This window comes from Stappia indica (genome assembly GCF_009789575.1).
GTDB lineage: Bacteria > Pseudomonadota > Alphaproteobacteria > Rhizobiales > Stappiaceae > Stappia > Stappia indica_A.
Map to the genome: position 1 here is coordinate 1102324 of NZ_CP046908.1, position 26058 is coordinate 1128381.

Below are 26058 nucleotides of genomic sequence, written 5' to 3' on the forward strand. Positions count from 1 at the left end.
CGCTACCGCGCCTCGATCCGGCGGACGAACCAGCGCACCAACCTCTCCCAGACCGCGTCCTTCTCCATCGAGTCCTCCACCCCGTGATCGAGGTTGGGATTGTCGTTGACCTCGATGACGACGACCCGGTCGCCGAAGGACTTGAGGTCGACGCCGTAGAGCCCGTCGCCGATCAGGCGGGCGGCACGAACGGCGGTTTCCACCACGGCAGGCGGCGTCTCGGCGAGCGAGATGGAGCGGAAACTGCCCTCCTTCGCCTGCTTGCCGTCCTCGTGCTTGACGATCTGCCAGTGCTTCTTGGCCATCAGGTACTGCACGGCGAACAGGGGCTCGCCGTCCAGCACACCGATGCGCCAGTCGAACTCGGTCGGGCAGTATTCCTGCGCGATGATGATGTCGCTGTCTTCCAGAAGCTCCTTCACCTTGTCGGCGATGGCAGCCTCGCCCGCGACGCGGAACACGCCGCGGCTGAACGAGCCGTCCGGGATCTTCAGCACCACCGGCGAGCCGAGCCGCGCCTCCAGCCCCGCCGCTTCCTTGACGCTCGACAGGATCGCCGTCTTCGGGATCGGAATGCCGTGCGTTTCCATCAGCTCGGCGAGATAGACCTTGTTGGTGCAACGGATCATCGACACCGGATCGTCGATCACCGGCATGCGTTCCTGCACCGCCCGGCGGGCGAAGCGATAGGTGTGGTTGTCGATATTCGTGGTCTCGCGGATGAACAGCGCGTCGTATTGCGCCAGCCGGTCGAGATCCCCCTTGCCGATCGGCACGATCTCGACGCCCTGGCGTCCGGCGACCTTGGCCAGATGGCGCAGCGAGGCCTGGCTCGACGGCGGCAGGTCCTCCTTCGGGTTGGCGAGCACGGCGAGCGAGTATTTCATCGGCATGCGCTGCTTCGGCGCCCGCCAGGCGCGGTGCGTGTAGCTTTCCAGGCTGGCGCTCAGGAAGCCGCGCGAGGCCTCGTCGAGATCGGAGATCGGCACGACGCGGATGCGGGTGATCGCCCGCCAGCTGTCCTTGCCAAGACTCACCTCCAGGATCGGCGCCCGGTACCAGTCGAACAGCAGGCGCGCAAACGGTTCGAGGGCGGCGATCTCCGTCTGGCCGAGGCAGACCAGCAGCTTGTCGCCGACGCCGTCCGTCTTTGCCAGGCACCGGTTGAGACTGTCCTCCAGCTCGGGCAGCGCGTGCCGGTACAGCCCCTTGCGCGACAGCTCGATCATCGTCTCGACGTTCGGCAGCACCCGGTGCTGCCGTGCTTCGGCCAGCAGCGAGGCGTAATAGCCCGCCCCCTGGTAGGCGAAGGACCGCGACAGGTTGATGATGTTCGGGTTGGTGCCGGTGAAGAGCTTGGGGCGCAGCATGTAGTCGCGCACGCTCATCACCTTGTGGGGCGTGTCGGCGTTGGAAAAATCCTTCGGATTGTCGACGAGAACGACCCATGTAGCCATCGGTCTCAGCCCTTTCTCAAGATGATCTGCGCGCGCACCGGCGGCTTGCCCCAACGGGCCATGCGGTCGAATTCGGCATCCGGCACCGGCAGGTTCGAGGCGTCCTGCGGCGTCTCGTATCCCTCGTAGCCGAGCCAGGGGTCGTGAATGAACAGATGGCGGGCGTCCTCGCCCTGTACCAGCACCCAGTGCGGGCCGCGCCGGCCGAGCATGCGGTATTCGGAGATCAGCACGATGGCGAGTGCGCCCGCCCGCACCTCCGCTGCCAGCGCCCGGGCGGGCAGTTGCTCCTCCATCACGGGAACACCAAGCCGCCGCGCCTCGGCGCGATAGTCGTCCTGCACGGTCTGCATCACCCGCTGCTTGTCGGGATCGCGCACGGAGGAGATGAACAGGTGCCCCGGCGGCGACAGCCGCACCTCGGCGGAAAGCCCGCGGCTCGCGGCCGCGACGGCAAGGCCGAACGGCCCGCAGCCGCCATGGCCGGAGGCGAGGTAGATGGTCGTCGATTCCCGCCAGAGCCGCAGCTCAAGCCTTTCGCCCAGGTCGGTGGCCGGGTCGAAATGCTTGAGCGCCATCATCAGGCAGGCCGGCCCGCAGGTGAACTCGGTCGTCTGCGCGTGGTACGGCACGGTGGAAGGACGTGCGGCCTCATCGTGCAGCAGCTTCTCCATCCGCAGCGCGGCGGTGCCGTCCTCATAGTAGTCGGCAACCCGCCCATGCACCCGATATCCGGCCTTCTTGTAAAGGCCGCGGGCCGTCGTGTTGTCCTCGCGCACTTCCAGTCGCAAGACGATCCTGTCGCGGGCGAAGGCGTCGGCCTCGGCCGCTGCGAGCAGCACCCGGCCGTATCCCTGCCCGCGCATCTCCTCGCGCAGGGCAAAGGAGTAAAGCCGCGCAAGCGCCGTCCCGGAACGGAACAGCAGCAGGGCATAGCCGATGATCCTGCCCGCCTTCTCGGCAATGACGAAGGAGGCACCGGGGCTTTCAAGGAAGCGGCGGAAGGACCGCCGGGAGATCCGGTCCTGCGTGAAGCAGGCTTCCTCGACCTCGACAAGCGCGGAAAGGTCCTCCGGTCTGGCGACGCGCAGGGTGGGCCTGTCGCCGCCGGGTCGAGGTTCCGGGTCGGTTTCCGGCGCGTTTTCGCGGCCGGCTTCAGGTGCCGGGGCCGGCCCTGTCTCGAGAGTGTTCAAGTCCGGATCTCCGGGGGAATCTGCTGGGTCGATCACCGGTCGCCGCCTGTTCGCTCATGGCGCTTTCCCGATGATGACCTGAAAGGCCTCTATCTCCAAATTCGCCTTGCGTCTTCAACGGGTTTCGCATGGCTCCAACGGAATTCGCATGGCCGCGGGAAACACCCTCAATCGAGCCGCGTCGCAGGGTCGATATGGTCCGCCGTCCACTGCCCGTAGCGCCACGGCAGATACCATCTGGCCCTCTCCGGCAGGTGCTCGGGAATCGGGTCGAAACCGCTGCCGCCGCCGGGCCGGCAGCGCTGCAGGCGCGCAAAACCCATCCAGCTTCCGGCCCACAATCCGTAGCGGGTGATGGCATCGGCCGTGTATCCCGAGCAACTCGGCGCATAGCGGCAGGAGCGGCCGATAAAGGCCGACAGGGTCAGCTGGTAGATGCGGATCAGCAGCAGACCGATGCGCGCGGGCACGCCGGGTGCGTCCTTGCCCGTGCTGTCGTGGGCGGGCCGACCAGTACACATGCCCCGATCCTTCAGGCCGCGCGCCGCGCCTCGATCTGCTCGGCGGCTTCCACCACCGCCTCGAAGGCCAGCATTGTGGAGGCGTGGCGAGCCTTGAAGTCGCGCACCGGCTGCAGCACGGCCGCCTCGGCAAAACGTCCGCTCGGCGGCGGCCCGTTTTCCTTCAGCATGGCCAGCACCGCATCGCGCGCCTCGCGCAACTCGTCCAGCGTCGCGCCCTTGATATGCCGCGCCACGATGGCAGCGGACGCCTGACCGAGCGCGCAGGCTTTGACGTCCTGCGCGAAATCGGTCACAACTCCTTCTTGCATTTTCAGGTCGACAACCACCGTCGAGCCGCACAACTTGGAATGCGCCTTCGCGGAGGCATCGGGTGCGTCGAGACGGCCAAGGCAGGGGATGTTGCCGGCGAGTTCGAGGATCTTCGAGTTGTAGATGTCGTCGAGCATGGGCGCCTCATCAAGACAGCGTGACGCCGGAGCAACCGGCTTCACAGCCATTTGGCATTTCTTATATAGGGTGGAACGCGGGAAAGAAATGGACACACAGGTCTCAGGTCGCGACCGGGCCGGACAGGTCGCGAAGAATTGCCGTAATTCAAACAACATGGCATGCGACCCCTCCGCCGCCCGGGGCCAGCACTTTGAGAAACTCCAGTGGTCCGAAATCACGGGGGCGGCGTAAGGGATGCGGAATACAGTACAATCGGGAGATCCCGCAATGGATGCCATCTTGAAGCCGGTCACGACCCGCGACGACACTGCGGCGGCAACCCGCCCCCGCCCGTCCCGCGAGGAAGTGGAAGCGGCCGTGCGCACACTGCTTGCCTGGACCGGAGACGATCCCGAGCGCGAGGGGCTGCTCGACACGCCCAAGCGCGTCGCCAAGGCGTATGAAGAAATTTTCTCCGGCTACTTCCAGGACCCGGCAGAACACCTGAAGCGCACCTTCGAGGATGTCGGCGGCTATGACGACATCGTGCTCGTGCGCGGCATCCCGTTCTTCTCGCATTGCGAGCATCACATGCTGCCCTTCGTCGGCGAGGCGCATGTCGCCTACTATCCGTCGGAAGGCGTCGTCGGCCTGTCGAAGATCGCGCGCGTGATCGACATCTTCGCCAAGCGCCTGCAGACGCAGGAGAACCTGACGGCCCAGGTCGTCGATGCGATCGATACGCATCTTGCTCCGCGCGGCATCGCCGTGATGATCGAGGCCGAGCACCAGTGCATGACCATGCGCGGCGTGCAGAAGCAGGGCGTTACGACCATCACCACCCAGTTCACCGGCGTGTTCCGGGACGATCCCAGCGAGCAGGTCCGCTTCATGAGCCTGGTTCGCGGCGGCCGTCGCGACTGATCGGGCACGCAAGGACAAGGCGCCGCCCGGCGTCGACGGAAGACACATGACGGACATTCGCTTCGCCGGGCGCGGCGACAAGAACGAGCTGGAAAACGGTACCGTTTTCCAGCCGAAGTTCGATGCCGACGGGCTCATCGCCTGTGTCGTCACCGATGCCGACGACGGCACGGTGCTGATGGTCGGATACATGAATGCCGAGGCTCTCGCCCGCACCATCGAGACGGGCGAGGCCTGGTACTGGAGCCGGTCCCGCCAGGAATACTGGAAGAAGGGCGGCACCTCCGGCCAGGTCCAGCAGGTCGTCGAACTCCTCACCGACTGCGACCAGGATGCCCTGGTCATGAAGGTGCGCGTTGCCGGCAATGGCGCCACCTGCCATGTCGGCTACCGGTCGTGCTTCTATCGCCGCATCGTCTCGGGCAGGGACGGCAGCGTCGGTCTGGAACAGGCCGGCGGCGAGCGGGTCTACGATCCCAAGGACGTCTACGGCGGCTGACCGCCGCCGTCTCCCCGCACTCCCTCACTACCGCAACAGCGGCAACCTGCCGCAGATCCGGTCGACCGCCTTGCGCGGCCCGGCCAGCAGGATCGCCTGCGGCGTGTGGCCGGCAAGCGGTGCGGCTGCGATGCGGTGCGAATAGTCCTCGTAGTCTCTCGCCTCGAAGGCCGCGCGCATATAGGCAAGGCGAACCGGCAGGCCCTCGGCCTCCGTGAAGAGGACGGGCAGTTCTTCTTGCGGGGCACCGAGCACCGGCAGCGCCACCCTCGTGATTCCGGCAAGAACGACACCGTCATTCGTTGGCGTGTCCGCTCCAACGAGAGCAGGCTCGAACCGGCCGAGGCTCATCCCCAGCACAGCAGCGAAATTGGCCTTCAGCCCGACCGGCAGGCTGTCGGACAGAATGATTACAGGCTTGATCGACATGGCATTCCCCTGTTGTCAGGGGCTTGCCCTTGCCATGCCTGATCTGGCGCGGATTGGACGAAATTGACCTAGCAGTGACGGATCAGGGCGCCCGGCGTGACCCCGTAGTGCCGCCGGAACTGCCGGATCATGTGGCCCTGGTCGCAAAAGCCGGCGGCCACCGCCGCTTCTGCCGCACGCATACCATCCAGCAACAGCTGCCGAGCGAAATCGACACGGCGCTGCAAGACATGCGCGTGCGGTGTCATGCCGGTCACTTTCGCGACGCTGCGCACCAGATAGGACGGCGCAAGACCGGCTTCGGCCGACAGTTCCTGAAGCGTCAGGCTCTCCCCCGCCTCCACGCCGGCCGCGATGCGCTCCCTGAGCCTGCGGATCGCCGCAGTCTCCCGCCCTGCAGGTCGCAGCTCGGTCCGCCCGTGCAGGGAAAAGGCACAGGCGAGCACCTGGTGGATTGCTTCTTCTGCCGCCAATCGCCAGTCGGGCCCCTTGGCCGCGTTCAGCCTTGCGGCCAGCACGCCCAGCGCCTGCGTCAGAACCTGGGCCCGGTCGCGCGGCGCAATCTCCGCAAAGCCGCGCAGTTGCGACAGACCCAGGATCTCGCGAACCGCATCCTCGCTCGCATAGAGCATGTTGTAGCGGACGCGCCCGGCCGCGGCATGGCCGGTATGAGGCTCTTCCGGGTTCATCAAGGACAGCGTGCCTGCAGGAAGGATCATGCTCTCGCCGCGACAGACATATCCACCCGCGCCCTCGGCGATGGCGCCGATGGCAAAGCCGGCATGGGCGTGCCGCGCGAACGTCTGGGTACTGAAGGCGGCCTCGAACAGTTCGATTCCGTGATGCCAGCCGAGATGATGGTAGCGGTTTGCCCGCATGATGCCGCGTCTTCTCCGCTCGCCAGGCCGGCCCCGCCGCGTGGCGGCTCAAGCCGGCCCGCCACGCGCCCCTGTCACGTCATGGCGATATAGTTGCGCATGTCCTCCGCCTCGCGCTCGATCTGCGCGATGCGATGCTTGACCACGTCGCCGATGGAGATCAATCCGTCCAGCTTGCCGTCCTTGACCACGGGTACGTGACGGAAGCGCCCTCCGGTCATGCGCGCCATGACGGTGTTCACGGTTTCCGTAGCCTGGCAGGTCACGACTTTGGCGGTCATGTAAGCCGAGGCCGGCTTGTCGAGCGCATCGGTCCCGTCCTGCGAGATCGCGCGGACCACATCGCGCTCGGAAATGATCCCGCGAATGGCACCCTTGCCGTCGGTGATGACGATGGCGCCGATGCGCTTGGCTCCGAGAATCGCGCAAATCTCGCGCATCGTCGTCTCGGCATGCTCCGTCACCACGTCCCGCCCCTTCTCGTTGAGAATTGATGCGACCGTCATGTCCGACCTCCCCGGTGGCTTGTCCTGGCTGCGGGCCGGGAGCATCACAGCTCCCGATTCCGCTTCCATCATGACAAATCCCTGTCGCCGCGCAATCGGCAACACTGCGGGGGAGAGACGCCCTACCGGCGGCGCGGCACCGGATCGAACAGGGAAAACAACAGAAAACCGGCGACGAACCCGCCGATATGGGCTTCCCAGGCGACGCTACCGCCCTCCCCGGCGATCGGCAGGGAGATGATGCCGAACAGGAAGTTGATGCCGAACCAGACCAGCAGGAACATCATCGCCCGGGGGTTGGCGAGCGTCGCGGCCATGCCGGAGGCAGGGATACGGTAAGCGAACTCATCCGTCCGCCGCATCGCGCCGAGCGGCCCGCCCATGTCGAAGACGAAGCGCGTCGCAGCCGCCATCTGGCCGGAGATCGCGGCCGAAGCCCCGATCATCGGCACCGTCTCGCCGAAGTGCAGCGCCAGGTGCAGCGCAGCGCCGGCCACGGCGCAGACGGCGGAGAGCACCAGGAACCGCGCCGTACCGAAGCGCCGGGCGACCGCAGACCCGAAGACCGCCATCCACATCACATTGACGAAGAGGTGCCCCCATCCCCCATGCAGGAAGGCATAGGTGAGAAAGGTCCAGGCCTTTGCCGGTTCGCCGCCCGGCAACTGATACAGGGCGACCGCGTCCGGCAGGTAGCGTGCCGGCAGGAACGAGAAGGCGAGCAGGACTTCGTATCGCAGGTCTCTCGACAACAGATACGTGTCCGCCAGATGCACGCCGATCAGCACCAGCGACAGCCAGGTCACCACTTTCGGCAGGTTGAAGACCGGCTCCGACGGCGGCGGGCCCTGATCGTAAATCTCTAAAGGTCTGGGTTCGTGCATTGTCTCGCGCCTGGCGGTGATCGTCAGTCACCAGATCGGCCGCCGGGGACGATCCGTCAAGCCGCCTGCCGGCAGTCGGGGCAAAACGAACGACAAAGAAAAGCCGCCCGCCGCGCTTGCACGCGATCCGGGCGGCCAGGAAGTGGCGGAAATCGGCGCTTGGGCCGGTTTCTCGCAAACGAAGTCAGTCGTCGCGCGGTGCAGATAAGCTCGATTTACCAACTGCCTGATCCTGCACATCAAACCGACGCAGCGGCAACCGCCACCCTTCGTTAACCTTAACAAGAGGTAAAGCCAACCGTTCAACTGCTTGGCATGCGCCCTGCTTCGTAACCGTCAACGCGTGGCACAGGTGGGAAAACCGTCCCGAAACCGGACAGTTTTCCGCTTCTGCCGACAAGAAAGCGCAAGGCGTTCCACGTTCCGGCACACCTGCCGGTTCCGATGGCCGGCCTTGCGCGAAAACAGGACACACGCTCCCACCGGGCCCGCCGGGGAGGAGCGGAAACCGGGGGCAAGGTTGGTCGACATGAAACATCCGGTGACGCAGCAGCTCTACGAGTACTGGGACAGTCTGCGCGGCGATCGGCCCGCGCCGGACCGCGGCGAAATCGAGCCAGGCCGGATCCGCGCCGTGCTCGGCGACACCTTCATCCTGGAACTCGTCGACCGGGACACCTATCGCTACCGGTTGGCAGGCACCCGGCTTTGCGCCCTGCATTGCCGCGAGCTGAAGAACCGCAACATCCTGCGCGGCTGGTCGGACGAGGACCGCGAGGCGCTGTCGACGCTGCTCGCCGCGGTCAACGAGGACGCGGCCGCTGCAGTGATCGGGATCACCGGCTATACGGAGCGCAAGCAGACGGTCGACATGGAGATGCTGCTGCTGCCGCTTCACATTCCCGGCGAAGGCTGCAGCCGCGTGCTTGGCGCGTGTGTCGCATTGGAACAGCCCTACTGGGCCGGCATGCATCCGATCCTGTCGCAGACGATCAAGAGCGTGCGGCTGATCTGGCCGGACGAGCGTCCTGCCTTCCTGCGCCCGCAGCCGCGCGGCTCCGTCAGCACCGTTCCGCGGTTCGGGCGGCAGCCGTCCCTGCTGCAGGCCGCCCCTCCCCCCATGCAGGTGCTGGCCGAAGCGCGGCGGGTACAGCATCTGATGGTCATCGAGGGCGGCAAGAGCTGAGGTGGCCCTGCCGCAAGTATTGACATCCGCAGCCCTGCGCAGGCCGTTGCTTACCAACTGTTAACTGCCGCAACATATCTTCGACCGGCAGTGTTCGCGCGGCCTCCATGCCGTGCGCTCCAGGGAAGGTCGACGACGCATGGCGCACGCCACGGCACTCACGTACACGACAGCTGCCGCAGCCAAGAATGTCGACCGTCGGCGCCATTCCCGCGTTCCGGTGAATATCCTCGGCCGCTTCATGCTGGAGGATCGCCAGGAGTATCCCTGCCAGATCGTCGACATGTCTCCCGGGGGCGCCGCCATAATCGCCCCGGTGCCGGCGCGCGTCGGCGAGCGCATCATCGCCTATATCGACCATATCGGCCGGATCGAGGGCGAGGTGGTGCGCGAGATCGAGGGTGGGTTCGCCATCCGCATCAACGCGCCGATGCGCAAGCGCGACAAGCTCGCCAACGTCCTGACCTGGCTTGCCAATCGCGACGTGCTCAGCCTGCCGGAAGATCGGCGCCACGACCGCTTCACGCCGAAAAACCCGATCACCCAGATCGTCCTGCCGGACGGGCGCAGCTACAAGTCGCGGATCATCGACGTGTCGCTGTCGGGCGCCTCGCTCAAGACCGAGGTGAAGCCGGAGATCGGCATGGCGATCGGCATCGGCAAGATGCGCGCCCGCGTGGTGCGCCACACCGAGGACGGCATCGCCGTCGAGTTCGCGAACATCCAGAACCGCGACCTGCTCGAGAAGCACATTTCCTGATCCTGACGGCCTAGAGACCGCAGCACAGGCTCGCCCGGACGCCATGTCCGTGCGGGCCTGATCGCGTTTTCGCGCCGTTCTCTCCCCTCTTCCGATCGCTCGCTTTGCCGACCCGCACTCGCCCATGCGCTTGCGGGGAAAGGCGTTTTCGCGCCCGTTTCACGGCCCTTCCCCGGGGACGTTCGATCCCTACAATTTTAATCAAAACAAGTATAAATTATCGTATAAATCTCTTATATTTCAAATAAACTTCCGATATCGACCTTAGATGCAAATAAAAACGAGCGTGCCATTGTCTAGTCAGCCTTGGGGAGGGCGAAGACATGACAATGAACGCAAAACCTCTGAAGTATACTCTTCTCGCACTGGCGCTGATCGCGGCCGGCGCAAGCCAGGCCAATGCACAGGCCGGGCGCTTCATGGAAACCGGCACAACGGCGAAGGCCCCTGTCGGCCATGTCGGCTTCTGTCAGGAAAATCCTGCGGAGTGCGAACCGGACGGCAAGGGCGCCGTGGTCGTCAAGCTCGACCGCGAGCGTTGGAACGAGCTCATCGCCATCAATACGGAAGTGAATGATCGCATCCGTCCGGTGACCGACATCGAGCTTTTCGGCGTCGAGGAATATTGGACCTATCCGGTCGACGGTTCCGGCGATTGCGAGGAATACGTGCTGGAGAAGAAGCGCGTGCTCCTGAACCGGGGCTGGCCGGCCAGCGCCCTGCTGATCACCGTCGTCAAGGACACCAACAACGCGGGCCATGCCGTTCTCACGGTCCGCACCGATCAGGGCGACGTCATCCTCGACAACCAGATCGAGGCCGTTCTGCCCTGGTATTCGGCCCCTTATCGGTTCGTGAAGCGGCAGTCGGTGTCGCATCCGGCGAAGTGGGCCGCCATCTCCGACCTGCGGACCAGCACGCTGGCCAGCATCGGAAACTGACGCCTGGTCGGCGGGACCGAAAACCCGCCACCCGCGCGGGTTGGCAATACACGAAGCATTGCGCCGTCACTGATGGCAACCAGGCCCATCCCCCTCCCCCATACCCCGGGGTCGGGTTGCCGGCCGGTCTCCGCTGATGCGGAGGCCGGCCTTTTTTTTGCTCAGCTCTCGGCAACCGGCGACAGGCCGGCGATATAGCGGCGCCACTTGCCGACATAGCCTTCGGCAGAGGCGGCGTTGCGCGCCTCGGCGGCCTCGTCGAGCTGTCGCACCACACGCCCCGGCATGCCGACCACCAGCGAATTGTCCGGGATCTCCTTGCCCTCGGCGATCAACGCGTTGGCGCCGATGATGCAATTGCGGCCGATGCGGGCGCCGTTCAGCACGGTCGCGCCCATGCCCACCAGCGTGTTGTCGCCGATGCTGCAGCCATGCAGGATCGCCTTGTGTCCGATCGTGCAGCCCCGGCCGATGTCCAGCGGAAAGCCCATGTCCGTATGCAGCACGCAACCGTCCTGCACATTGGAGCCCTCGCCCACGGTGATCGTTTCATTGTCGCCGCGCAGCACCGCGCCGAACCAGACGCTGGCTCCTCGCATCAGGACGATACGCCCGATCACCGCCGCATCCGGGGCGACCCAATAGGTTCCGGGCTCGGGCGTGACGGGGCTGTGATCGTCGAGGCGGTAAAGCGGCATCTGAAACTCCGGCGGGGCTGTCATGCGGGACAGGAGGAGGGATCAAGGCAGCAAGGGGCAGCACCCGGCAGGCGCTGCGCCTTACAGAAGGACGGTCAACGCAGCATGCACGACCATGATGCCGGAGCAAAGGCTCCACATTCCCGCGATCGTGGAGGACGCAACCAGCCATCCGAGCGGCCGCTGTTCGATCCTGCGGCCGCGAATCGCGTTACGCATGATGATGAAGGGGCCCGCGAAGACGCACAGCACGCAGGACATGAGCCCCTTTATCCAGGTCTCTACCGAGATGGCAAACCGCAGGGGTTCTCCCGTCACAAGCTGATAGAAACTGCCGACAATTCCCGAAATGACGAAGCCCGCGCAGCCGAGATAGGCCGCCAGTGCCAGTTCACTCATGATGCCGTTAACCCCTCGTTAACCAATTCTCTGGGACCTTAACCGGAAACTCGGGTTTCCTTCCAGCAAATAGCATGCCGTTTGCGCGGCCCCATTAACGGACTGGTAACCATAAAGATGGCGAACGGAGCGCCCCGCGTCCCGGCACAGATCGGGACACCCGTCCCGCATCGGGACAGCCCGACGGGCGCCCTGCCCTGCCCCGGCGCGCCCTTGCGGGCGGCAACGGGAGCCCGCGGATGATGCCGCTCACCCTTCCCGGCGGAACGGGCATCGAGGCCCGCCACTTCACATCGATGGTCTTTGCGCTGGCCCTCGCCGGCACCGCGCTGGTGGCCCACACGGTCGGCAGCTGGCTGACCTATACCCGCGGCCCCACGGGGTGGAGCGACAGCCGCGAACGCGTTCCCGTCACCCTAGGCGCCACCGTGCTGAAAGTGCCGGCCAACATGATGCGCAGGGTCGAGGAGCGGATTGCCGGCGGCCCTGTCGACCGGCTGAGCCTGGCGGTCCTTTGGCCTTCCATGGACGGCTACAGCGAGCTCAACGCCCGCGCCTTCGCCGACCCGAGCGATACGTCCGCTGTCATTCTCGTGGCACTGGAGCCGACGCTGACGGCCGACATCATGGACACAAGCGAACGCCTGACCCAGGTCTGGCTGTCGCTCGCCGCGGGCGATCCCCTGCCCGGTCCGGCAGGCCTTGCCCTTCTGCCCCTGCCCGGCGATCCGGCCAGCGGCACCGATTTCGTCGCGCATCGCGCCGACGCGGGCCGCCTCTTTGCCGCCCGCTGCTTCACGCCGCGGGACAAGGCGCTGGCCGCCACCTGCGAGCGCAGCATCCGCCTCGGCCACGGCCTCTTCGCCACCTACCGCTTCCGCCAGGCCCAGCTGGAGCATTGGCAGAAGCTGGATGACGGCATCGCAGCCCTGGTCGCCGGCCTGTCGCCCGGCCCCACCTCCTGAAGCGCATCCTTGCTGCCGATACGAAAAACGGGCGCCCGCCAAGCGGTGCGCCCGTTTTCTTCAAGCCCCGGCCGGATGCCGGAGCCCGGTGGTTATACGTGCCGTCCGGCTCAGGCTTCGTCGAGATCGTACGACAGGATCGCCATCTGGAAGTTCCAGCTCAGGTCGTCGTCATCGTCGTCGTCGCGATAGATCACGCCGATGAACTCCTCGCCGATATAGACCTCGGCGGAATCGTCCTTCTTCGGGCGCGCACGGACGACAAGCTTCGGAAGCTCGAACTTCTTCTGGAGGTAGGCCTCGAGCTTGCGGATCTCGTCTGGCTTCACGAAAGGCTCCTTTCTGGGGCGTCGGACAGTGCATCCGCGCCCAAACGGGTTGCCGGCCATGCCGGAATGCGCCCGAACCTACACATTCGGCCGCTCGAACCAAGAAAAAAGCGCGCCTTTCCCCCAGTTGGGGGCGGCGCGCCCTGCTTTCGCGCGGCCTGAAGCGTCCCGCCTCGGCAGCGTCAGCCCTTCTCGCTGTCCGCCGAAAGAAGCTGGTCCATGGTGCGCGACGGTTCGGCGCAGCCGGCCGCCCCCACCACCCGTGCCGGCACGCCGGCAACCGTAGAGTTCGGCGGCACGTCCATCAGCACCACCGAGCCGGATGCCACCTTCGAGCAATGGCCGATCTCGATATTGCCCAGCACCTTGGCACCGGCGCCGAGCAGCACGCCATTTCGGATCTTCGGATGGCGGTCGCCCTCCTCCTTGCCCGTGCCGCCCAGCGTCACGTTCTGCAGGATCGAGACATTATCGCCGATCTGTGCCGTGGCGCCCACGACGATGCCGGTGGCATGGTCGACGAAGACGCCGACACCGACCGGGACGGCCGGATGGATGTCCACCTGGAAGGCTTCCGAGCATCGGCTCTGCAGGTAGAGCGCGAAGTCCTTGCGCCCGCGCTTCCAGAGCCAGTTGGCCAGACGATGCGTCTGCAGGGCGTGGAACCCCTTGAAGTAGAGCAGCGGCTCGAGCAGCCGGGTGCAGGCCGGATCGCGGTCGTAGACGGCAACCAGGTCGACGCGGAAGGCCTCGGCCAGCGCACGGGAATCCTGCAGCGCCTCCAGGTAGGTCTGGCGGATCAGCGAGGGCGAGACCACCACATGACCGAGCCGGTCGGCCAGGCGGTGGACGACGGCCTCTTCCAGCCGGTCATGGTTGAGCACGGTCTCGTAGGCGAAGGATGCCAGCGCCGGCTCGCAGCGCACCATCGCTTCGGCCTCTTCGCGGAGCTGGCTCCACACGGGATCGTGGCGCGGCAGGGCCGGCGCCTCGGCAAGGGGGTTGGTTTGCGGCATGTCCGCCTCCTTATGGAGCCCCCGCCGGACGGGCAGGACAGGCTCCCTTCAAGCACAGGTCGTTGGTGCCATCCTACTGCGATGTGTGCAGGCAAGGCCATAGGTCAAGCTTGCCGTAACGGTCATTTCACGCTGCTCTGGGTACACGGCATGCTCTCTGGCACGCATCCAACGCCCTCCTCGAATGGACTGTGTCGCCGCACCTTGCGATAACCATGCGCAACCCGCCCCTTCTCGAAGCTTCGGACCCGACATGACCGACAGTCCCGCCGACACCCGCCCCGCCCGTATCGCCACCCGGATCGAGGGTCGCATCGGCTGGCTGGAGGTGGACAACCCCGCCCGCAAGAACGCCATCACGCTCGCCATGTGGCAGGCCATCCCGCAGGCGGTCGCAGAGCTTGCCGCAGCCCCCGGCGTGCGCGTCATCGTGCTGCGCGGCGCCGGCGAGGAGACCTTCATCGCCGGCGCCGACATTTCCGAGTTCGCCACCTTGCGCAAGGACGCGGCCTCGGCCCGCGCCTACGAGGCCTCGAACGCCGCCGCCTTCGATGCCTTGCGCAATGCACCCTTGCCGACCCTGGCGATGATCCGCGGCTTCTGTCTCGGCGGCGGCTTCGGGCTTGCGGCCGCCTGCGACCTGCGCATCGCCGAGGACGGCGCCAGCTTCGGCATTCCCGCGGCGCGGCTCGGCGTCGGCTACCCGCCGACGGCGATTGCCGATGTCGTGCGCCTGCTCGGCCCCTCGCGCGCCAAGCTCCTGTTCATTACGGCGCGGCGCATCGGCGTACAGGAGGCCGAGCGGTTCGGCTTCCTCGACATCGTCGCCTCCGCAGGCACCCTGGAGGCAGAGGCACGGCGCCTTGCCGGCGAGATCGCGTCCGGTGCGCCCCTCACCCTTCGCGCGGCCCGCGTCGGCATCGACGCGCTCACCGCGCGCCTGTCGGGCGAGGACCTCGATGCCTGCCAGGCGCTGGCCGATGCCTGCTTCGACAGCCGCGATTTCGTGGAAGGGCGAACCGCCTTCATGGAGAAGCGGGCGCCGGAATTCACCGGCGGTTAACCATGACGCGCGATACCCGCCTTCGTCAGAGCAATCCCGCCGCGCGAAGGGCAACGGCGGGCGACGCAGAGTCATTTTGTTAACCGACTCCTTGCAGCGTCGAAAAAGAGCCGAGCACCCACCGACTTTGCGGACCGGCCACTTGACCGGCGGAATCCGGGATGATTCTCTGGCGCTCGATCCAGCTTGATTCTGCCTGCGAAGACCTTAAATCGGATCCTCAGCAGAAAGCTGACGCACCACTTTAAGACAGACTGAAAATTCATTCCCAATCAGCAGCTTGAGGAAAAATCCTCAAGCTATGCTTTTGAGTGAACCCATTTTCTGCATTAACTTTCAATTAACCATACAAGCCTTTGTACTCATTGAGAAAGCCCGAAGGCCATCCCAACACGCCAACTTGAATCGGCAGGTGAGAACCGCGGCCGCTCGGAGCGCGCGAGAGCATGCCCCGACCGCCACGCGCACGGCAGCGCTCCGGGCACCTCAAAGGCACCCGGCACGCCGGCTCAGACGCTGGAAAGATCGTTTCAAAAGCCGTGGGCGACTGACCTGCTCAGGCGGCGCGCAACCGGTCGAGGAAGGTAACCACCGCGCCCGCGAAGGCGTCGTTGCGGTCGCCGGCGACCATATGGCCGGCCCCTGCGACATCGGTGTACTCGGCATGCGGAACCATGGTCAGGAACTCGTCCACCTGCGCTTCGGTGACCAGTTCCGAGCGCGCGCCGCGCACCAGCAGGACGGGCACCTTCAGCGCCTGCGCCGCGCGCACGAGTTCGTCCTCGACGCGTTCCTCGATCCCCTCGCCAGGCTCGACCGGCCGGCCGCGCCTGTCGCCTAGGAAGCGCGGGTCCCAGTGCCAGCGATAGCGCCCGTCGTCGTGAAGACGCAGGTTCTTGGCCAGCCCGTCGAGCCGCTCCGGGCGCTTGCGATGCGGCAGGTAGCGGGCGATGGCATCGGCCGCCTCCTCCACCGTGCCGAAGCCTGCCTCCGCCCGGTCGGCCATGAAGGAGATCACCTTGTGCACGCCTGCCGGATCCATCCGCGGCGTCACATCGACCAGCACCAGCGCCGACAGCGTGCCGGGCTGGAACGCCCCCTCGGCCAGCAGGCTCGCCATGCCGCCGAGCGAGGCGCCGATGCCGATGGGCCGCGCGCCCGAGCGCTCGGCGATCTGGTCCGACACCGCCACCACGTCGCGGCCGAAGTCGCGGAACTCGTAGGCGCCGCTGTCGACCCAGTCGCTGTCGCCGTGGCCACGCTGGTCGAGGCACCAGGCGGCAAGACCGCGCGCGGCCAACCGCTCGCCGGTCCCCTCCCAGGCATGGCGCGTCTGTCCCCCGCCATGCAGCAGCAGCACGGGCTGCCCGCCGGCGCCATGCACATCGGCGACCAGACGGTTGTTCTCCGCCCCGGTCAGCGTGACGGTTTCGCGGCTCACGCAACCCCCTCCCGCGCCAGGCTCTCCAGGAAGTCGATCACGCCCGCCTTGTAGACCTTGTCGCCCACCGCGATCATGTGGTCTCGGCCGGGGATCTCCAGCACCCTCGCCCTTGGCATCAGCCGGGCGAGCTTCTCCGGCGAACCGGCGATCTCGTCCTTGGTCCCGACGGCAACCAGAACCGGCTGGGTGATGCGGGAGACCTCGTCCTCGCCGATCTTCTGCCGCGAGGAGCGCATGCAGGCGGCGAGCGCGAGACGGTCGGAATTGGTCTGCTCGGCAAAGGCCCGGAAAGCACGCGCTCCGCGGTCCGTGACATCCGAGAGCTTCTCCGCCTCAAGTCCGGCGGCGATCGGTTCGGGATCGCCGACGCCGGTGATCATGCCGTAGCCCAGCCCGCCGAAGACGGCGCTGCGCACCCGCTGCGGATGGTTGAGCGTCAGGAAGGCAGAGATCCGCGCGCCCATCGAGTAGCCCATCACGTCGGTCCGCTCGATGCCGAGATGGTCCAGCAGGCGCCTTGCATCCTCCGCCATCGCCGGCGCGCCGTAGTCGTCGGGATTGTGGCTGCCGGCGCTCTCGCCATGCCCGCGGTTGTCGATGGCGATCACCCGCCGGCCGGCCTCGGTCAGCAGCTTCACCCAGCCGGGATAGACCCAGTTCACATGCTTGTTGGAGGCAAAGCCGTGGATGAGAAGGATCGGCTCGCCCCGTCCCTCGTCCAGATAGGCGAGGCGGAGATCGGCGGAATCGAAATGGGGCATCGGAGCCTTTACCTTGACGTAAACGTAAAAAGACAGAGTCCCACGATAGTGCGCATGGCTGCCGATGAAAAGCCTGCAGCCCCCGGGCTGTGCGCCCCTTGCTCGCGCTCCCTGCTTCCGGTCGCCGCAGTTGTGGCGAAACCGCCACTTCCCCCTGTTCAAACTGCTCCTTCCTGCGTATGGTCCGGCAAATCCTGCAGGACATGCTGAACGACGGATGGATGCGATGGCGCATGCTGTAATTCCCCATTTCCAGAACGACCGCGGCCTGGAGTCGATCGAGATCGGCGCGAAGGAGTTCCAGTGCGTGGGGGCCCGCCCGCCCTTCGACCATCCGCACGTCTTCCTGGACATGGGCGACGACAACGAGATCATCTGCCCCTACTGCTCGACGCTCTACCGCTACAACCCGGCCCTGAGCGCTCATCAGGCGGAGCCGGCCGACTGCGTCTGGGCCCCGGAAGCCGCCTGACCGACGGCTGCCGCAAGGCTCGCCCATGGCGCAGTCCCACTCCGACGCGAACCGCATCTTCATCGCCGGTGCAGGCATCGGCGGCCTGACGGCCGCCTTGTGCCTGTCGCGCCGCTCGCGGGCCGTGACGGTGATCGAGCAGGCGAGCGAGCTGCGCCCCGTCGGCTCCGGCTTGCAGCTTCCCCCCAATACGATGCAGGTGCTGCGCGACCTCGGCCTTGAGGACGCGCTTCTTCCGCATGTTGCCGCGCCTCGTGCCATCGAGGTGATGACCTGGCGCAGCGACACCCCGGTCGCCGAAATTCCGCTCGGGAAGATCGCCGAGGAGCGGTACGGCGCGCCCTATCTGGTCATTCACCGCGCAGACCTGCAGGGAGTGCTGCTGAAAGCGGCCCGCGCCTCAGCCGGCATTACCCTGCGCCTCGGCACGCGGCTGCGCGCAGCCGCGCAAAGCGCCGACGCCATCAAGCTGGAACTCGAGCACGCAGCCGAGGACACGGATCCAGACACCCCGCTCGATCACGATACGGGCGCGGCGCTGATCGGCGCGGACGGCGTCTGGTCGACCGTGCGCCGCCGCATCATGGGCCTGCGTGCCGCCGCCTTCTCCGGGCGCACCGCCTACCGGGCCGTCATCCCGGCGAGCGAGGTGCCCGAGCGCTGGCGCAACGTCACCGGCCTGTGGCTCGGCCCGCGCGCCCATGTCGTGCACTATCCCGTCGCCGGCGGCGAGCGCTTCAATCTGGTCGCCCTGGTGGAAGAGGATTGGCAGGAAGAGGCCTGGTCCGGCCCCGCCGACCGCAGCGCCCTGCTGGACCGCTTCCGCGACTGGCCGGGCAGCTGCCGCGAACTGCTTTCCCTCCCCTCCTCTTGGCTGAAATGGGCGCTGTGCTCGATGGATCCTGGCACCAGTTGGGTCGACGGGCGTTTTGCCCTGCTCGGCGATGCCGCCCACGCGATGCTGCCCTTTGCCGCCCAGGGCGCGGCCATGGCCATCGAGGATGCGGAGGCGCTGGCGCGTCATCTCGACCAGGGCGCGAGCGATGTCCCGCGTGCCCTGCGCGCCTATGAGGCGGAACGGCAGGATCGGGCCGAGCGGGTGATGCGCCTGGCACGCTCCAACGACCGCATCTACCACATGAGCGGGCCGCTGGCGCTTGCCCGCGACCTGGTGATGCGATCCTTGCCGTCGGAACGTCTTCTCGCGCGGCTCGATTGGCTATATGGATGGCGGCCTCCGGGCGCCTGATCATGCCCGCGAGCGCACCGATCCACGCCCCGACGGCGCGGGAAAAGGGGCGACAGGGACTGATCCAGGAGTGGGTGGGCATGTCGACTGACCAGGACATCGTGACCGCAGGCTTCCTCGTCATCGGCGACGAGATCCTGTCGGGGCGCACCAAGGACAAGAACATCGGCTATCTCGCCGAATATCTCACGGCCATCGGCGTCGACCTGTCCGAGGTGCGCGTGGTGCCGGATGTGGAAGACCGCATCGTCGAGGCGGTGCGCGAGTTGAGCGCCCGCTACACCTATGTCTTCACCTCCGGCGGCATCGGCCCGACCCATGACGACATCACCGCCGATTCGATGGCCAAGGCCTTCGGCGTGCCGATCGACCACGATCCGCGCGCCGTCGAGATCCTTCGCAATTTCTATCCCGAGGGCCAGCTGACCGAGGCGCGCCTGCGCATGGCGCGCATTCCGCAAGGCGCCGACCTCATCGAGAATTCCGTCTCGAAGGCGCCCGGCTTCCGCATCGGCAACGTCCATGTCATGGCCGGCGTCCCCTCGATCATGCAGGCCATGCTCGATGCCGTCGCCCCGACGCTGAAGACCGGCAAGCGCATGCTGTCGGAGGCGGTGGATGCCGACCTGCCGGAAAGCCGCATCGCGGCAAGCCTGCGCGAGATCCAGGAGGCGCATCCCGGCGTCATGATCGGCTCGTACCCTCGCTCCGTCGACGGGCGCTTCTCGACCCAGATCGTCGTGCGCTCGCGCGACGGCGACTTGCTGCAACGGGCGGCCGAGGCGGTACGCAACGCCGTCGCCGCCACCACCCGCTGACCTTTCACGTATCTGCCGAACGACAGGACCCGACCCGCATGGAAAACCCGCAAGCCCCCAAAGCCTTTCCCGTTTCCTGGGACCAGTTCCACCGCGACTGCCGTGCCCTTGCATGGCGCCTGTCGGGACAGGGCAAGTGGGAAGCGATCGTCTGCATCACCCGCGGCGGCCTGGTTCCGGCGGCCATCGTCGCGCGCGAGCTCGGCATCCGGCTCATCGAGACGGTGTGCGTCGCCTCCTATCACGACTACGAGAATCAGGGCGAGTTGCAGGTCCTGAAGACCATCGACAAGAAGGTGGTCGACCTGAACGGCGGCAAGGGGTCCGGCGTGCTGGTCATCGACGACCTGGTCGATACCGGCAAGACCGCGCGCGTCGTTCGCGAAATGTTGCCCGAAGCGCATTTCGCCACCGTCTATGCCAAGCCGATGGGCCGTCCGCTGGTCGACACCTTCGTCACCGAGGTCTCGCAGGACACCTGGATCTATTTCCCCTGGGACATGGGCTGGCAGTTCCAGCCGCCGATCGCCACCAGCACTCAGGGCTGAAGAACCCTGCGTCAACTTTACCACATAGCTCCCCGGCGGGTGCAGGCCAGCCCTGCACTCGCGGGAAAGTTATTGCCCTGCCCATATTTCGGCGCAATTTCTCAGCCTATAACCCCGTTATGACACACGAGATTCTCCAGCGCGCCGGTTCCCTTCCCGCTTCCGGCAACACCCTCATGTCGCGTCGCACCGCTTTGGTCGGTCTCGGCGCGATGGCGCTTGCCGGCTGCCAGAGCACGGGCAACAACCCGCGCATCCAGGCAGCATCGGCGACGGCACCGGCCCCGGTGATCGACCCGTACTACCTGCAGATGTACGCGGCGATGCCGAACGAGAAGTTCCCGATCCCGGCCGTGGACCTGCGCCGGGTCAATCCGGTCTACTTCCGCCAGGTGGTGCCCTACCGCACCCAGGAACGCGCCGGCACACTGGTGGTCGATACGCCGAACCGGTTCCTCTATCTGGTGATGGAGAACGGACAGGCCTTGCGCTATGGCGTCGGTATCGGCCGCGCCGGCTTCGACTGGGGCGGGCGTGCCCGCATCGCCTACAAGCGCGCCTGGCCGCGCTGGACGCCGCCGGCCGAGATGATCGCCCGCCAGCCGGAGCTGGAGCCCTATCGCAACGGCATGGAGCCGGGGCTCGACAACCCGCTCGGCGCCCGTGCGCTCTACATTTTCGAGGGCAACCGCGACACGATCTACCGTATCCACGGCACGATGGAATACTGGACCATCGGCAAGGCGGTCTCTTCGGGCTGCGTGCGCCTGATGAACCAGGACATCATCGACCTTGCCGCGCGCGTGCCTAACAACACGCCGATCGTCGTCCTGCAGGACAATAGCGGCGTCGCCTGACGGCAGCGGCCGCATTTTCCCACCGAATACACAAGATGCTGGCGGGCCCGTTGCAACGGGCCCGTTTTCGTTATGGCAGCAGGGTTACCCGCTGCTCGGCGATGATTTCCTCCGGCGTGATCCGGCAGCCGATCGCATAGGCCTCGACGCCCCGTTCCCGCGCCGCCGCAAAGGCTGCGGCATAGGCCGGGTCGAGATCGCCGGCAAAGGAGAGGCGGTCGCAGTCCGGTCGCTGCACGAGGTAGACCATCGCCGCGCGCGAACCTTCCGCCACCATGTCTCCCATCTCGACGAGATGCTTGGCACCGCGCGCAGTCACCGAGTCCGGAAACTCTGCGAGGCCCGCCTGCCGCATCAGGTGAACGTTCTTGACCTCGACATAGACCGGACGGCCGTCAGCCCCTTCAAGCAGGATATCGATGCGCGAGTTGCGGCCGTATTTCACTTCGCGGCGCAGCCCGGTGAAACCGGCCAGTTCCTCGATCAACCCGGCACGCAGCGCCTCCTCGACCAGGCCGTTGGGATGAGCGGTGTTGATGCCGACCAGCGCTCCGTCGGCCTCCACGATCTCCCAGGAATATTTCAGCTTTCGCGCCGGATTGTCGGACACCGACAGATAGACCCGCGCGCCGGGCTCGCGCAGTCCCAGCATCGAGCCGGGATTGGCGCAGTGGGCCGTCACCTCCTCGCCGCTGTCGAGAACAACATCGGCAAGGAACCGCTTGTAGCGCTTGACCAGGCGGCCGGGCACGAGAGGAGTGGCAAAACGCAATGGAAACTCCGGACAGTTGAACGGGCTCAGCGCGACCAGAAGTCGGGATCGAGCAGCACCAGCACGGTGAACAGTTCGAGCCGGCCCATCAGCATGGCAAAGGACAGGATCCACTTCGCCCCATCGGGCAGCGGTGCGAAGTTGCCGGCCGGGCCGATGATCGGGCCGAGACCGGGGCCGACGTTGGAGACCGCCGTTGCCGCCGCCGACAAGGCGGTGACGAGGTCGAGGCCGAAGCCGGACAGCGCCAGCGTGATCGTGCCGACGGAGCCCATGTAGACAACGAGAAAGGCCAGGACCGAGAAGGACAGCTCCGGCGTCAGGCGGGTATTGGCGTATTGTTCGGACATCACCCGGTTCGGCCGGACCATCCGCCGCACATGCGCCCGCACGGTGCCGAAGAACACCAGAAAGCGGAAGATCTTGATACCGCCGGACGTGGAACCCGTGCAACCGCCGACAAAGGTCAGCAGCAGGGCAAGGCCTATCACCGGCGGGCCCCAGGTGGTGTAGTCGCCCATGGCGAAACCCGTCGTCGTGATGATCGAGACGATGTTGAAGGTGGAGGCCAGCAGCGCCTCCGAGAAATTCATCTCCAGCGCCGCCCCGAGATAGACCGTCACCGCCAGCGAGGTCAGCACCACCAGGCCGAGCAAGGCACGCACCTGCGGGTCGTTCCACAGCACCAGCGGCCGGCCGCGCAGCGCCTGGATGATAAGAACGAAAGGCATCGCACCCATCAGCATGAAGGTCACCGCGACCCAGCCGGATGCAGGGTTGGTGAAGAAGGCGAAGGACGCATCATGGGTGGAATAGCCGCCCGTCGAGATCGTCGCCATCGCATGGTTGATCGCATCGAACACCGTCATGCCGGTCAGCAGGAAGGCCAGCACGCAGACGAAGGTCAGGAACAGGTAGGTGATGCCGAACAGACGGATCAGCTCGACCGAGCGCGCGACGATCTTCTCGCTGCGGTCCGAGCTTTCGCTCTGAAAGAGCTGCATGCCGCCGATCCGCAGGAACGGCAGCAGCACGATGGCCATGACGACGATGCCGACACCGCCCATCCATTGCATCAGGGAGCGCCAGACCAGCAATCCGGGGGGCAAGCTGTCGAGGCCGGACAGCACGGTCGATCCGGTCGTCGTGAAGCCGGACACCGCCTCGAACACCGCATCCGCATACCCGATGCCGAGCCACAGGAACGGCAGCGCTCCGAAGGCCGGCAGCGTCAGCCAGGACAGCGTCGTCAGGATGAAGGTCTGGCGGATGTCGAGCCCTTCGGTCAGCGCACCGCCGACGGCGACGGACAGCAGCAGGCCGATCAGGCCGGTGATCAGCGCCGACATGACAAAGGCCTGCCAGTCGGCATTGCGCGCGGCGACGTCGACCATCGCCGGGATGAGCATGGCTGTCGCCAGGCCCACATAGAGGAAACCGAGGACGTTGAGCACGGGGCGAAGCGAAATCACGGAATGGCGTCTTTCGTCGTCTGGCGTCGTCCGGGATCTGCGATCGTCGTCCCGTCTTGCGATGCGTGGCGGCAATCCTGGTACGGACGGTAGGGCTCGATCCCGCATGGCCTAGGTCGTGGGACCGGGAACTCTGGAGACCGTACCTGTCGTTCTGTATCTGAAAGCGAGTTTTCCGGCTTATCCGGGAGCGCGCAGGACAGTGCGCACGAATCCTGCTGATTTTGCGGGCATCTCGGACCTCATCCGCCTGCTGCCTTGCGGCACCGACTGCATGTGGCTGCCAACCTACCATTTTCCCCGGCCGAGCCAAGTACAAGGCTGAACGGACATGGTCAAGGCTTCGCCCGGAAGCCACGCCTCCCGTGCCGCCCCTCGCCTCATCGCGGCCTTGTCATCTGCACTCGCCACCGCCGGCGTCGGAACAATGTCTTCGATCAGGCCGTTTGCAGGGGATGGAGTGGTCGCATGCTTGAAACGGATATCGTCCTGAGGCTGTCGCTCGCCGTTGCCGGCGGCCTCGTCCTGGGTCTCGACCGCGAGCTGCGCGGCATTTCTGCCGGCATTCGCACGCATGGCATCGTGTCGCTGAGTTCGGCGGCGATCACGGTGTCCGCGCTTCTGCTCTATGATGCGCTGAGGGTGGATGCCGGCCCGCAGAGCATGGATCCCTTGCGGGTCATCCAGGGACTGGCGCAAGCCATCGGCTTCATCGCGGCCGGGACCATCTTCTTCTCCCGCGGCGACGTCCACAACCTGACATCGGCCGCCAATCTCTGGCTTGCCGCCGCGCTGGGAATCGCCGCAGGCGCGGGCCAGTTCGTCCTGTTCGTTACCGCGCTCGTCCTGGGTGCGGTCCTGCTCACCGGCGTTCGTGTTCTGGAACGCTTCCTGCCCGGACGCGGCGAACCCGAGCAAACGCAGCCTACCGGGCGACAAGACTCGCGGGACGCACACTCCAACGCTCCGAACCGCGCGGTCACAAGCAAAGACTGACAGGCTGCTGCAGCAGGTCCCTGCTGCGGGGCACTAGCGCCTCATGTGACGAAGATCTGGAGCGCGACAGCGCCCGCATAGATGGCAAGCAGCGCTGCGCTTTCCGTCCCGATGCGGATGGGCCGGGAGCGCTCGCGCAAAATGAGCCCCGCCAGGAGAACCGCCGTCATCATGGCGGCGATAACGACCCAGAAGAAGTCCGAAGGGCCGGCCGCGTGATAGAGCGAACCGTCCCGATACGAGATGTCCGCGGCCGTCAGGAACAGGGTGTCGAACGTGTTCCCTCCGATGATCCCGCCGATGGCCAGTTGCAGCGAGCCGCGCCGGACGGCGACCAGCGTGGTCACAAGCTCCGGCATCGAGGTGATCGTCGCCGTCGCCAGCGCACCGACCAGCGAGGCCGAGAGCGCGAACCTGTCCACCAGCACCGAGGCGCTCGAGGCGATGGCCCAGCCAGCAGTCCCCATGACCACCATCAATCCTGCAAAGCTCGCGAAGAGCGCGGCAGTGGAGCGCTCGGCTTCGCCGCCGCCTTCCGCCTCCGGCCGGTCTTCCCGGGTATCGGAGGTCGCAACGGGGCGCCACATGGGTTCTGCGCGAATGGAGCGGCTGGCGACCAGCGACGCGATATAGATGACCGGTATCGCCAGGGAGACAGGATGGACCGACCACAAGGTCACCTCCGGCAGGGTCACCGCGAAGAACGGCAGCATCAGCAAGCCGAACAGCACCACCGCCTGAAACACATTTACCAGTTCGGCGCCGGCATGTTCGAGATTGGCCCGCCGGTATGTCAGGTCGGCGATGGCCAGGAACGCCGTCTGGGCGGCGATACCGCCGATGCTGTTGGAGAACGCCAGCGACGCCTGCCCCTCCAGTGCCGCCGTAATCGAGACGATGGTGCCGCTGAGCGAGGTGGACGCCCCCAGCAGCACCGCCCCGGCAATCGCTTCTCCCAGGCCCGTGCGATCGGCAAGCGTGTCGGCGAGCCTGGTGAGGCGGGTTCCGCTGACGAAAACTGCAAGGGCTGCCGCGATGAAGACAACCAGCACCGTGGTGGTGGACGCGCTGACAAGGATGACGAAATCTCCTTCTTCTGCAGGATTGCGATGTTTCGGGTAGGGCCGCCAGCCCCGGCGCGCACCGCCGTCTCTAGACCAGGGCTCTCACCGCCTCGACCGCCCTGTCGACCTCGGCGTCAAGATTGCGGATCGAGGGCGTCAGATGCACATGCGCCTGCGCACAAGGTGCGACCGATGCGACGATGCCGCGCTCCCTGAGTGCCGCCAAGCGCAGCTGGAAACGCCGCCATGAGGGTGGAGCAGATGACGGCGCGAAAACGCCATGGGGAGGCCTCCATGTCTGTCTTGGGAGTCAACGCAAGACCTAGCACATGGTTGCCCGAGGGAGGGACCATGCCGGCGGCGCAGTTCCAGGTTGAGCATTGGCCGGCGCTTTGCTAGCAGAGAGGCCAGTGCGGACGTGGTGGAATTGGTAGACACAAGGGACTTGGGTCAAACTTGAGTGCGCCGGCGGAAACGCGGGACGTAGAACTGCTCAAATTCGGGGAACCCTGTCACATGGCGATC

Annotated in this window: 30 protein-coding genes; 13 read left to right on the top strand and 17 right to left on the bottom strand. The window is 66.1% G+C overall.

Going from position 1 to position 26058, the window contains the following annotated elements; translation table 11 throughout:
* Nucleotides 1–2: 2 nt before the first annotated feature.
* From GH266_RS05275 to GH266_RS05290, 4 genes are all read right to left on the bottom strand, one after another.
* A complete protein-coding gene (locus GH266_RS05275) occupies nucleotides 3–1457 on the bottom strand; it encodes a RimK family protein (RefSeq protein ID WP_158192967.1) in 1455 nt (484 codons plus the stop codon).
* Nucleotides 1458–1462: 5 nt separating this feature from the next.
* A complete protein-coding gene (locus tag GH266_RS05280; protein WP_244953774.1) occupies nucleotides 1463–2650 on the bottom strand; it encodes a GNAT family N-acetyltransferase/peptidase C39 family protein in 1188 nt (395 codons plus the stop codon).
* A gap of 167 nt (nucleotides 2651–2817) precedes the next feature.
* The gene (yidD, locus tag GH266_RS05285; RefSeq protein ID WP_158192968.1) at nucleotides 2818–3171 is read right to left on the bottom strand and encodes a membrane protein insertion efficiency factor YidD; all 354 of its coding nucleotides are present in this window, start codon (nucleotides 3169–3171) and stop codon (nucleotides 2818–2820) included.
* An 11-nt stretch (nucleotides 3172–3182) separates the two neighbouring features.
* Nucleotides 3183–3620: an iron-sulfur cluster assembly scaffold protein gene (locus GH266_RS05290; protein ID WP_158192969.1), complete on the bottom strand. Its 438-nt coding sequence runs from the start codon at nucleotides 3618–3620 to the stop codon at nucleotides 3183–3185.
* Nucleotides 3621–3891: 271 nt separating this feature from the next.
* Here GH266_RS05290 and folE point away from each other — a divergent pair, with 271 nt between their 5' ends.
* Together folE and hisI are read left to right on the top strand one after the other, a co-directional pair.
* A complete protein-coding gene (gene folE / locus GH266_RS05295) occupies nucleotides 3892–4527 on the top strand; it encodes a GTP cyclohydrolase I FolE (RefSeq protein WP_158192970.1) in 636 nt (211 codons plus the stop codon).
* 46 nt (nucleotides 4528–4573) lie between these two features.
* Nucleotides 4574–5026 (top strand): phosphoribosyl-AMP cyclohydrolase, encoded by a 453-nt coding sequence (hisI, locus tag GH266_RS05300; protein ID WP_158192971.1) that lies wholly within the window; start codon nucleotides 4574–4576, stop codon nucleotides 5024–5026.
* 27 nt (nucleotides 5027–5053) lie between these two features.
* Here hisI and GH266_RS05305 read toward each other — a convergent pair whose 3' ends face one another.
* From GH266_RS05305 to GH266_RS05320, 4 genes are all read right to left on the bottom strand, one after another.
* Nucleotides 5054–5455: a DUF2000 domain-containing protein gene (locus tag GH266_RS05305; protein WP_158192972.1), complete on the bottom strand. Its 402-nt coding sequence runs from the start codon at nucleotides 5453–5455 to the stop codon at nucleotides 5054–5056.
* Nucleotides 5456–5523: 68 nt separating this feature from the next.
* Nucleotides 5524–6333 carry an AraC family transcriptional regulator gene (locus GH266_RS05310; RefSeq protein ID WP_158192973.1) on the bottom strand — a complete coding sequence of 270 codons (810 nt, stop codon included), beginning with the start codon at nucleotides 6331–6333 and terminating at the stop codon, nucleotides 5524–5526.
* 74 nt (nucleotides 6334–6407) lie between these two features.
* Entirely contained in the window at nucleotides 6408–6839 is a 432-nt protein-coding gene (locus GH266_RS05315; RefSeq protein ID WP_158192974.1) for a CBS domain-containing protein, read from the bottom strand.
* A gap of 122 nt (nucleotides 6840–6961) precedes the next feature.
* The gene (locus GH266_RS05320; RefSeq protein ID WP_158192975.1) at nucleotides 6962–7723 is read right to left on the bottom strand and encodes a rhomboid family intramembrane serine protease; all 762 of its coding nucleotides are present in this window, start codon (nucleotides 7721–7723) and stop codon (nucleotides 6962–6964) included.
* A gap of 529 nt (nucleotides 7724–8252) precedes the next feature.
* On the opposite strand from GH266_RS05320, the gene GH266_RS05325 reads away from it, so the two are divergent.
* The 3 genes from GH266_RS05325 (at nucleotide 8253) to GH266_RS05335 (ending at nucleotide 10610) form a co-directional block, all read left to right on the top strand.
* Nucleotides 8253–8909 carry a PAS domain-containing protein gene (locus GH266_RS05325; RefSeq protein ID WP_158192976.1) on the top strand — a complete coding sequence of 219 codons (657 nt, stop codon included), beginning with the start codon at nucleotides 8253–8255 and terminating at the stop codon, nucleotides 8907–8909.
* A 139-nt stretch (nucleotides 8910–9048) separates the two neighbouring features.
* Entirely contained in the window at nucleotides 9049–9669 is a 621-nt protein-coding gene (locus GH266_RS05330; RefSeq protein WP_158192977.1) for a PilZ domain-containing protein, read from the top strand.
* A 323-nt stretch (nucleotides 9670–9992) separates the two neighbouring features.
* Entirely contained in the window at nucleotides 9993–10610 is a 618-nt protein-coding gene (locus GH266_RS05335; protein ID WP_209001545.1) for a transglutaminase-like cysteine peptidase, read from the top strand.
* A gap of 161 nt (nucleotides 10611–10771) precedes the next feature.
* Here GH266_RS05335 and GH266_RS05340 read toward each other — a convergent pair whose 3' ends face one another.
* Nucleotides 10772–11308: a gamma carbonic anhydrase family protein gene (locus GH266_RS05340; protein ID WP_158192978.1), complete on the bottom strand. Its 537-nt coding sequence runs from the start codon at nucleotides 11306–11308 to the stop codon at nucleotides 10772–10774.
* A gap of 81 nt (nucleotides 11309–11389) precedes the next feature.
* Nucleotides 11390–11707, bottom strand: coding sequence for a DUF6949 family protein (locus tag GH266_RS05345; protein ID WP_158192979.1), 318 nt, complete (start codon nucleotides 11705–11707; stop codon nucleotides 11390–11392).
* 239 nt (nucleotides 11708–11946) lie between these two features.
* Here GH266_RS05345 and GH266_RS05350 point away from each other — a divergent pair, with 239 nt between their 5' ends.
* Nucleotides 11947–12672, top strand: a complete 726-nt coding sequence (locus GH266_RS05350; protein ID WP_158192980.1) for a hypothetical protein — start codon at nucleotides 11947–11949, stop codon at nucleotides 12670–12672.
* Between the two features lie 110 nt (nucleotides 12673–12782).
* Here the strand turns inward: GH266_RS05350 and GH266_RS05355 are convergent, their stop codons facing one another.
* Together GH266_RS05355 and cysE are read right to left on the bottom strand one after the other, a co-directional pair.
* Nucleotides 12783–13001 (bottom strand): DUF3126 family protein, encoded by a 219-nt coding sequence (locus GH266_RS05355; protein ID WP_067216731.1) that lies wholly within the window; start codon nucleotides 12999–13001, stop codon nucleotides 12783–12785.
* Between the two features lie 182 nt (nucleotides 13002–13183).
* A complete protein-coding gene (gene cysE, locus GH266_RS05360; protein ID WP_120267368.1) occupies nucleotides 13184–14017 on the bottom strand; it encodes a serine O-acetyltransferase in 834 nt (277 codons plus the stop codon).
* A gap of 253 nt (nucleotides 14018–14270) precedes the next feature.
* Here cysE and GH266_RS05365 point away from each other — a divergent pair, with 253 nt between their 5' ends.
* The gene (locus GH266_RS05365; protein ID WP_158192981.1) at nucleotides 14271–15080 is read left to right on the top strand and encodes an enoyl-CoA hydratase; all 810 of its coding nucleotides are present in this window, start codon (nucleotides 14271–14273) and stop codon (nucleotides 15078–15080) included.
* 556 nt (nucleotides 15081–15636) lie between these two features.
* Here GH266_RS05365 and GH266_RS05370 read toward each other — a convergent pair.
* Both GH266_RS05370 and GH266_RS05375 read right to left on the bottom strand, forming a co-directional pair.
* On the bottom strand, nucleotides 15637–16521 hold the full coding sequence (locus GH266_RS05370) for an alpha/beta fold hydrolase (protein WP_158192982.1): 885 nt from the start codon (nucleotides 16519–16521) through the stop codon (nucleotides 15637–15639).
* Nucleotides 16518–17285 (bottom strand): alpha/beta fold hydrolase, encoded by a 768-nt coding sequence (locus GH266_RS05375; RefSeq protein ID WP_158192983.1) that lies wholly within the window; start codon nucleotides 17283–17285, stop codon nucleotides 16518–16520. The genes GH266_RS05370 and GH266_RS05375 overlap by 4 nt, the downstream gene beginning before the upstream one ends.
* 226 nt (nucleotides 17286–17511) lie before the next feature.
* Here GH266_RS05375 and GH266_RS05380 point away from each other — a divergent pair, with 226 nt between their 5' ends.
* From GH266_RS05380 to GH266_RS05400, 5 genes are all read left to right on the top strand, one after another.
* The gene (locus tag GH266_RS05380; protein WP_199270445.1) at nucleotides 17512–17757 is read left to right on the top strand and encodes a zinc-finger domain-containing protein; all 246 of its coding nucleotides are present in this window, start codon (nucleotides 17512–17514) and stop codon (nucleotides 17755–17757) included.
* A 25-nt stretch (nucleotides 17758–17782) separates the two neighbouring features.
* Nucleotides 17783–19006, top strand: coding sequence for an FAD-dependent monooxygenase (locus GH266_RS05385; protein ID WP_158192985.1), 1224 nt, complete (start codon nucleotides 17783–17785; stop codon nucleotides 19004–19006).
* An 80-nt stretch (nucleotides 19007–19086) separates the two neighbouring features.
* Nucleotides 19087–19824 carry a competence/damage-inducible protein A gene (locus GH266_RS05390; RefSeq protein WP_158192986.1) on the top strand — a complete coding sequence of 246 codons (738 nt, stop codon included), beginning with the start codon at nucleotides 19087–19089 and terminating at the stop codon, nucleotides 19822–19824.
* Between the two features lie 38 nt (nucleotides 19825–19862).
* Nucleotides 19863–20372 carry a xanthine phosphoribosyltransferase gene (gene gpt / locus GH266_RS05395; protein ID WP_158192987.1) on the top strand — a complete coding sequence of 170 codons (510 nt, stop codon included), beginning with the start codon at nucleotides 19863–19865 and terminating at the stop codon, nucleotides 20370–20372.
* A 176-nt stretch (nucleotides 20373–20548) separates the two neighbouring features.
* The gene (locus GH266_RS05400) at nucleotides 20549–21229 is read left to right on the top strand and encodes a L,D-transpeptidase (protein WP_158192988.1); all 681 of its coding nucleotides are present in this window, start codon (nucleotides 20549–20551) and stop codon (nucleotides 21227–21229) included.
* 70 nt (nucleotides 21230–21299) lie between these two features.
* Here GH266_RS05400 and sfsA read toward each other — a convergent pair whose 3' ends face one another.
* Nucleotides 21300–22001 (bottom strand): DNA/RNA nuclease SfsA, encoded by a 702-nt coding sequence (gene sfsA, locus GH266_RS05405; RefSeq protein ID WP_158192989.1) that lies wholly within the window; start codon nucleotides 21999–22001, stop codon nucleotides 21300–21302.
* A 26-nt stretch (nucleotides 22002–22027) separates the two neighbouring features.
* Nucleotides 22028–23473 carry a TrkH family potassium uptake protein gene (locus GH266_RS05410; protein WP_244953775.1) on the bottom strand — a complete coding sequence of 482 codons (1446 nt, stop codon included), beginning with the start codon at nucleotides 23471–23473 and terminating at the stop codon, nucleotides 22028–22030.
* Between the two features lie 468 nt (nucleotides 23474–23941).
* Between GH266_RS05410 and GH266_RS05415 the strand changes: the two genes are divergently transcribed.
* Nucleotides 23942–24469, top strand: coding sequence for an MgtC/SapB family protein (locus GH266_RS05415; protein ID WP_158192990.1), 528 nt, complete (start codon nucleotides 23942–23944; stop codon nucleotides 24467–24469).
* A 41-nt stretch (nucleotides 24470–24510) separates the two neighbouring features.
* On the opposite strand, the gene GH266_RS05420 is transcribed toward GH266_RS05415, so the two are convergent.
* Entirely contained in the window at nucleotides 24511–25521 is a 1011-nt protein-coding gene (locus tag GH266_RS05420) for a sodium:calcium antiporter (RefSeq protein ID WP_244953776.1), read from the bottom strand.
* Nucleotides 25522–26058: the final 537 nt, after the last annotated feature.

Excerpts from the sequence above, each read along its gene's own strand:
- GH266_RS05375 (WP_158192983.1), bottom strand. The coding sequence starts at position 17,285 with ATGCCCCATTTCGATTCCGCCGATCTCCGCCTCGCCTATCTGGACGAG.
- GH266_RS05400 (WP_158192988.1), top strand. The coding sequence starts at position 20,549 with ATGTCGCGTCGCACCGCTTTGGTCGGTCTCGGCGCGATGGCGCTTGCC.
- hisI (WP_158192971.1), top strand. The coding sequence starts at position 4,574 with ATGACGGACATTCGCTTCGCCGGGCGCGGCGACAAGAACGAGCTGGAA.
- GH266_RS05305 (WP_158192972.1), bottom strand. The coding sequence starts at position 5,455 with ATGTCGATCAAGCCTGTAATCATTCTGTCCGACAGCCTGCCGGTCGGG.
- yidD (WP_158192968.1), bottom strand. The coding sequence starts at position 3,171 with ATGTGTACTGGTCGGCCCGCCCACGACAGCACGGGCAAGGACGCACCC.
- GH266_RS05340 (WP_158192978.1), bottom strand. The coding sequence starts at position 11,308 with ATGCCGCTTTACCGCCTCGACGATCACAGCCCCGTCACGCCCGAGCCC.
- GH266_RS05380 (WP_199270445.1), top strand. The coding sequence starts at position 17,512 with ATGGCGCATGCTGTAATTCCCCATTTCCAGAACGACCGCGGCCTGGAG.
- GH266_RS05290 (WP_158192969.1), bottom strand. The coding sequence starts at position 3,620 with ATGCTCGACGACATCTACAACTCGAAGATCCTCGAACTCGCCGGCAAC.
- GH266_RS05325 (WP_158192976.1), top strand. The coding sequence starts at position 8,253 with ATGAAACATCCGGTGACGCAGCAGCTCTACGAGTACTGGGACAGTCTG.
- GH266_RS05365 (WP_158192981.1), top strand. The coding sequence starts at position 14,271 with ATGACCGACAGTCCCGCCGACACCCGCCCCGCCCGTATCGCCACCCGG.
- GH266_RS05390 (WP_158192986.1), top strand. The coding sequence starts at position 19,087 with ATGTCGACTGACCAGGACATCGTGACCGCAGGCTTCCTCGTCATCGGC.
- GH266_RS05350 (WP_158192980.1), top strand. The coding sequence starts at position 11,947 with ATGATGCCGCTCACCCTTCCCGGCGGAACGGGCATCGAGGCCCGCCAC.
- folE (WP_158192970.1), top strand. The coding sequence starts at position 3,892 with ATGGATGCCATCTTGAAGCCGGTCACGACCCGCGACGACACTGCGGCG.
- GH266_RS05315 (WP_158192974.1), bottom strand. The coding sequence starts at position 6,839 with ATGACGGTCGCATCAATTCTCAACGAGAAGGGGCGGGACGTGGTGACG.
- GH266_RS05335 (WP_209001545.1), top strand. The coding sequence starts at position 9,993 with ATGACAATGAACGCAAAACCTCTGAAGTATACTCTTCTCGCACTGGCG.
- GH266_RS05330 (WP_158192977.1), top strand. The coding sequence starts at position 9,049 with ATGGCGCACGCCACGGCACTCACGTACACGACAGCTGCCGCAGCCAAG.
- GH266_RS05275 (WP_158192967.1), bottom strand. The coding sequence starts at position 1,457 with ATGGCTACATGGGTCGTTCTCGTCGACAATCCGAAGGATTTTTCCAAC.
- cysE (WP_120267368.1), bottom strand. The coding sequence starts at position 14,017 with ATGCCGCAAACCAACCCCCTTGCCGAGGCGCCGGCCCTGCCGCGCCAC.
- GH266_RS05415 (WP_158192990.1), top strand. The coding sequence starts at position 23,942 with ATGCTTGAAACGGATATCGTCCTGAGGCTGTCGCTCGCCGTTGCCGGC.
- gpt (WP_158192987.1), top strand. The coding sequence starts at position 19,863 with ATGGAAAACCCGCAAGCCCCCAAAGCCTTTCCCGTTTCCTGGGACCAG.
- GH266_RS05310 (WP_158192973.1), bottom strand. The coding sequence starts at position 6,333 with ATGCGGGCAAACCGCTACCATCATCTCGGCTGGCATCACGGAATCGAA.
- GH266_RS05320 (WP_158192975.1), bottom strand. The coding sequence starts at position 7,723 with ATGCACGAACCCAGACCTTTAGAGATTTACGATCAGGGCCCGCCGCCG.
- GH266_RS05345 (WP_158192979.1), bottom strand. The coding sequence starts at position 11,707 with ATGAGTGAACTGGCACTGGCGGCCTATCTCGGCTGCGCGGGCTTCGTC.
- GH266_RS05385 (WP_158192985.1), top strand. The coding sequence starts at position 17,783 with ATGGCGCAGTCCCACTCCGACGCGAACCGCATCTTCATCGCCGGTGCA.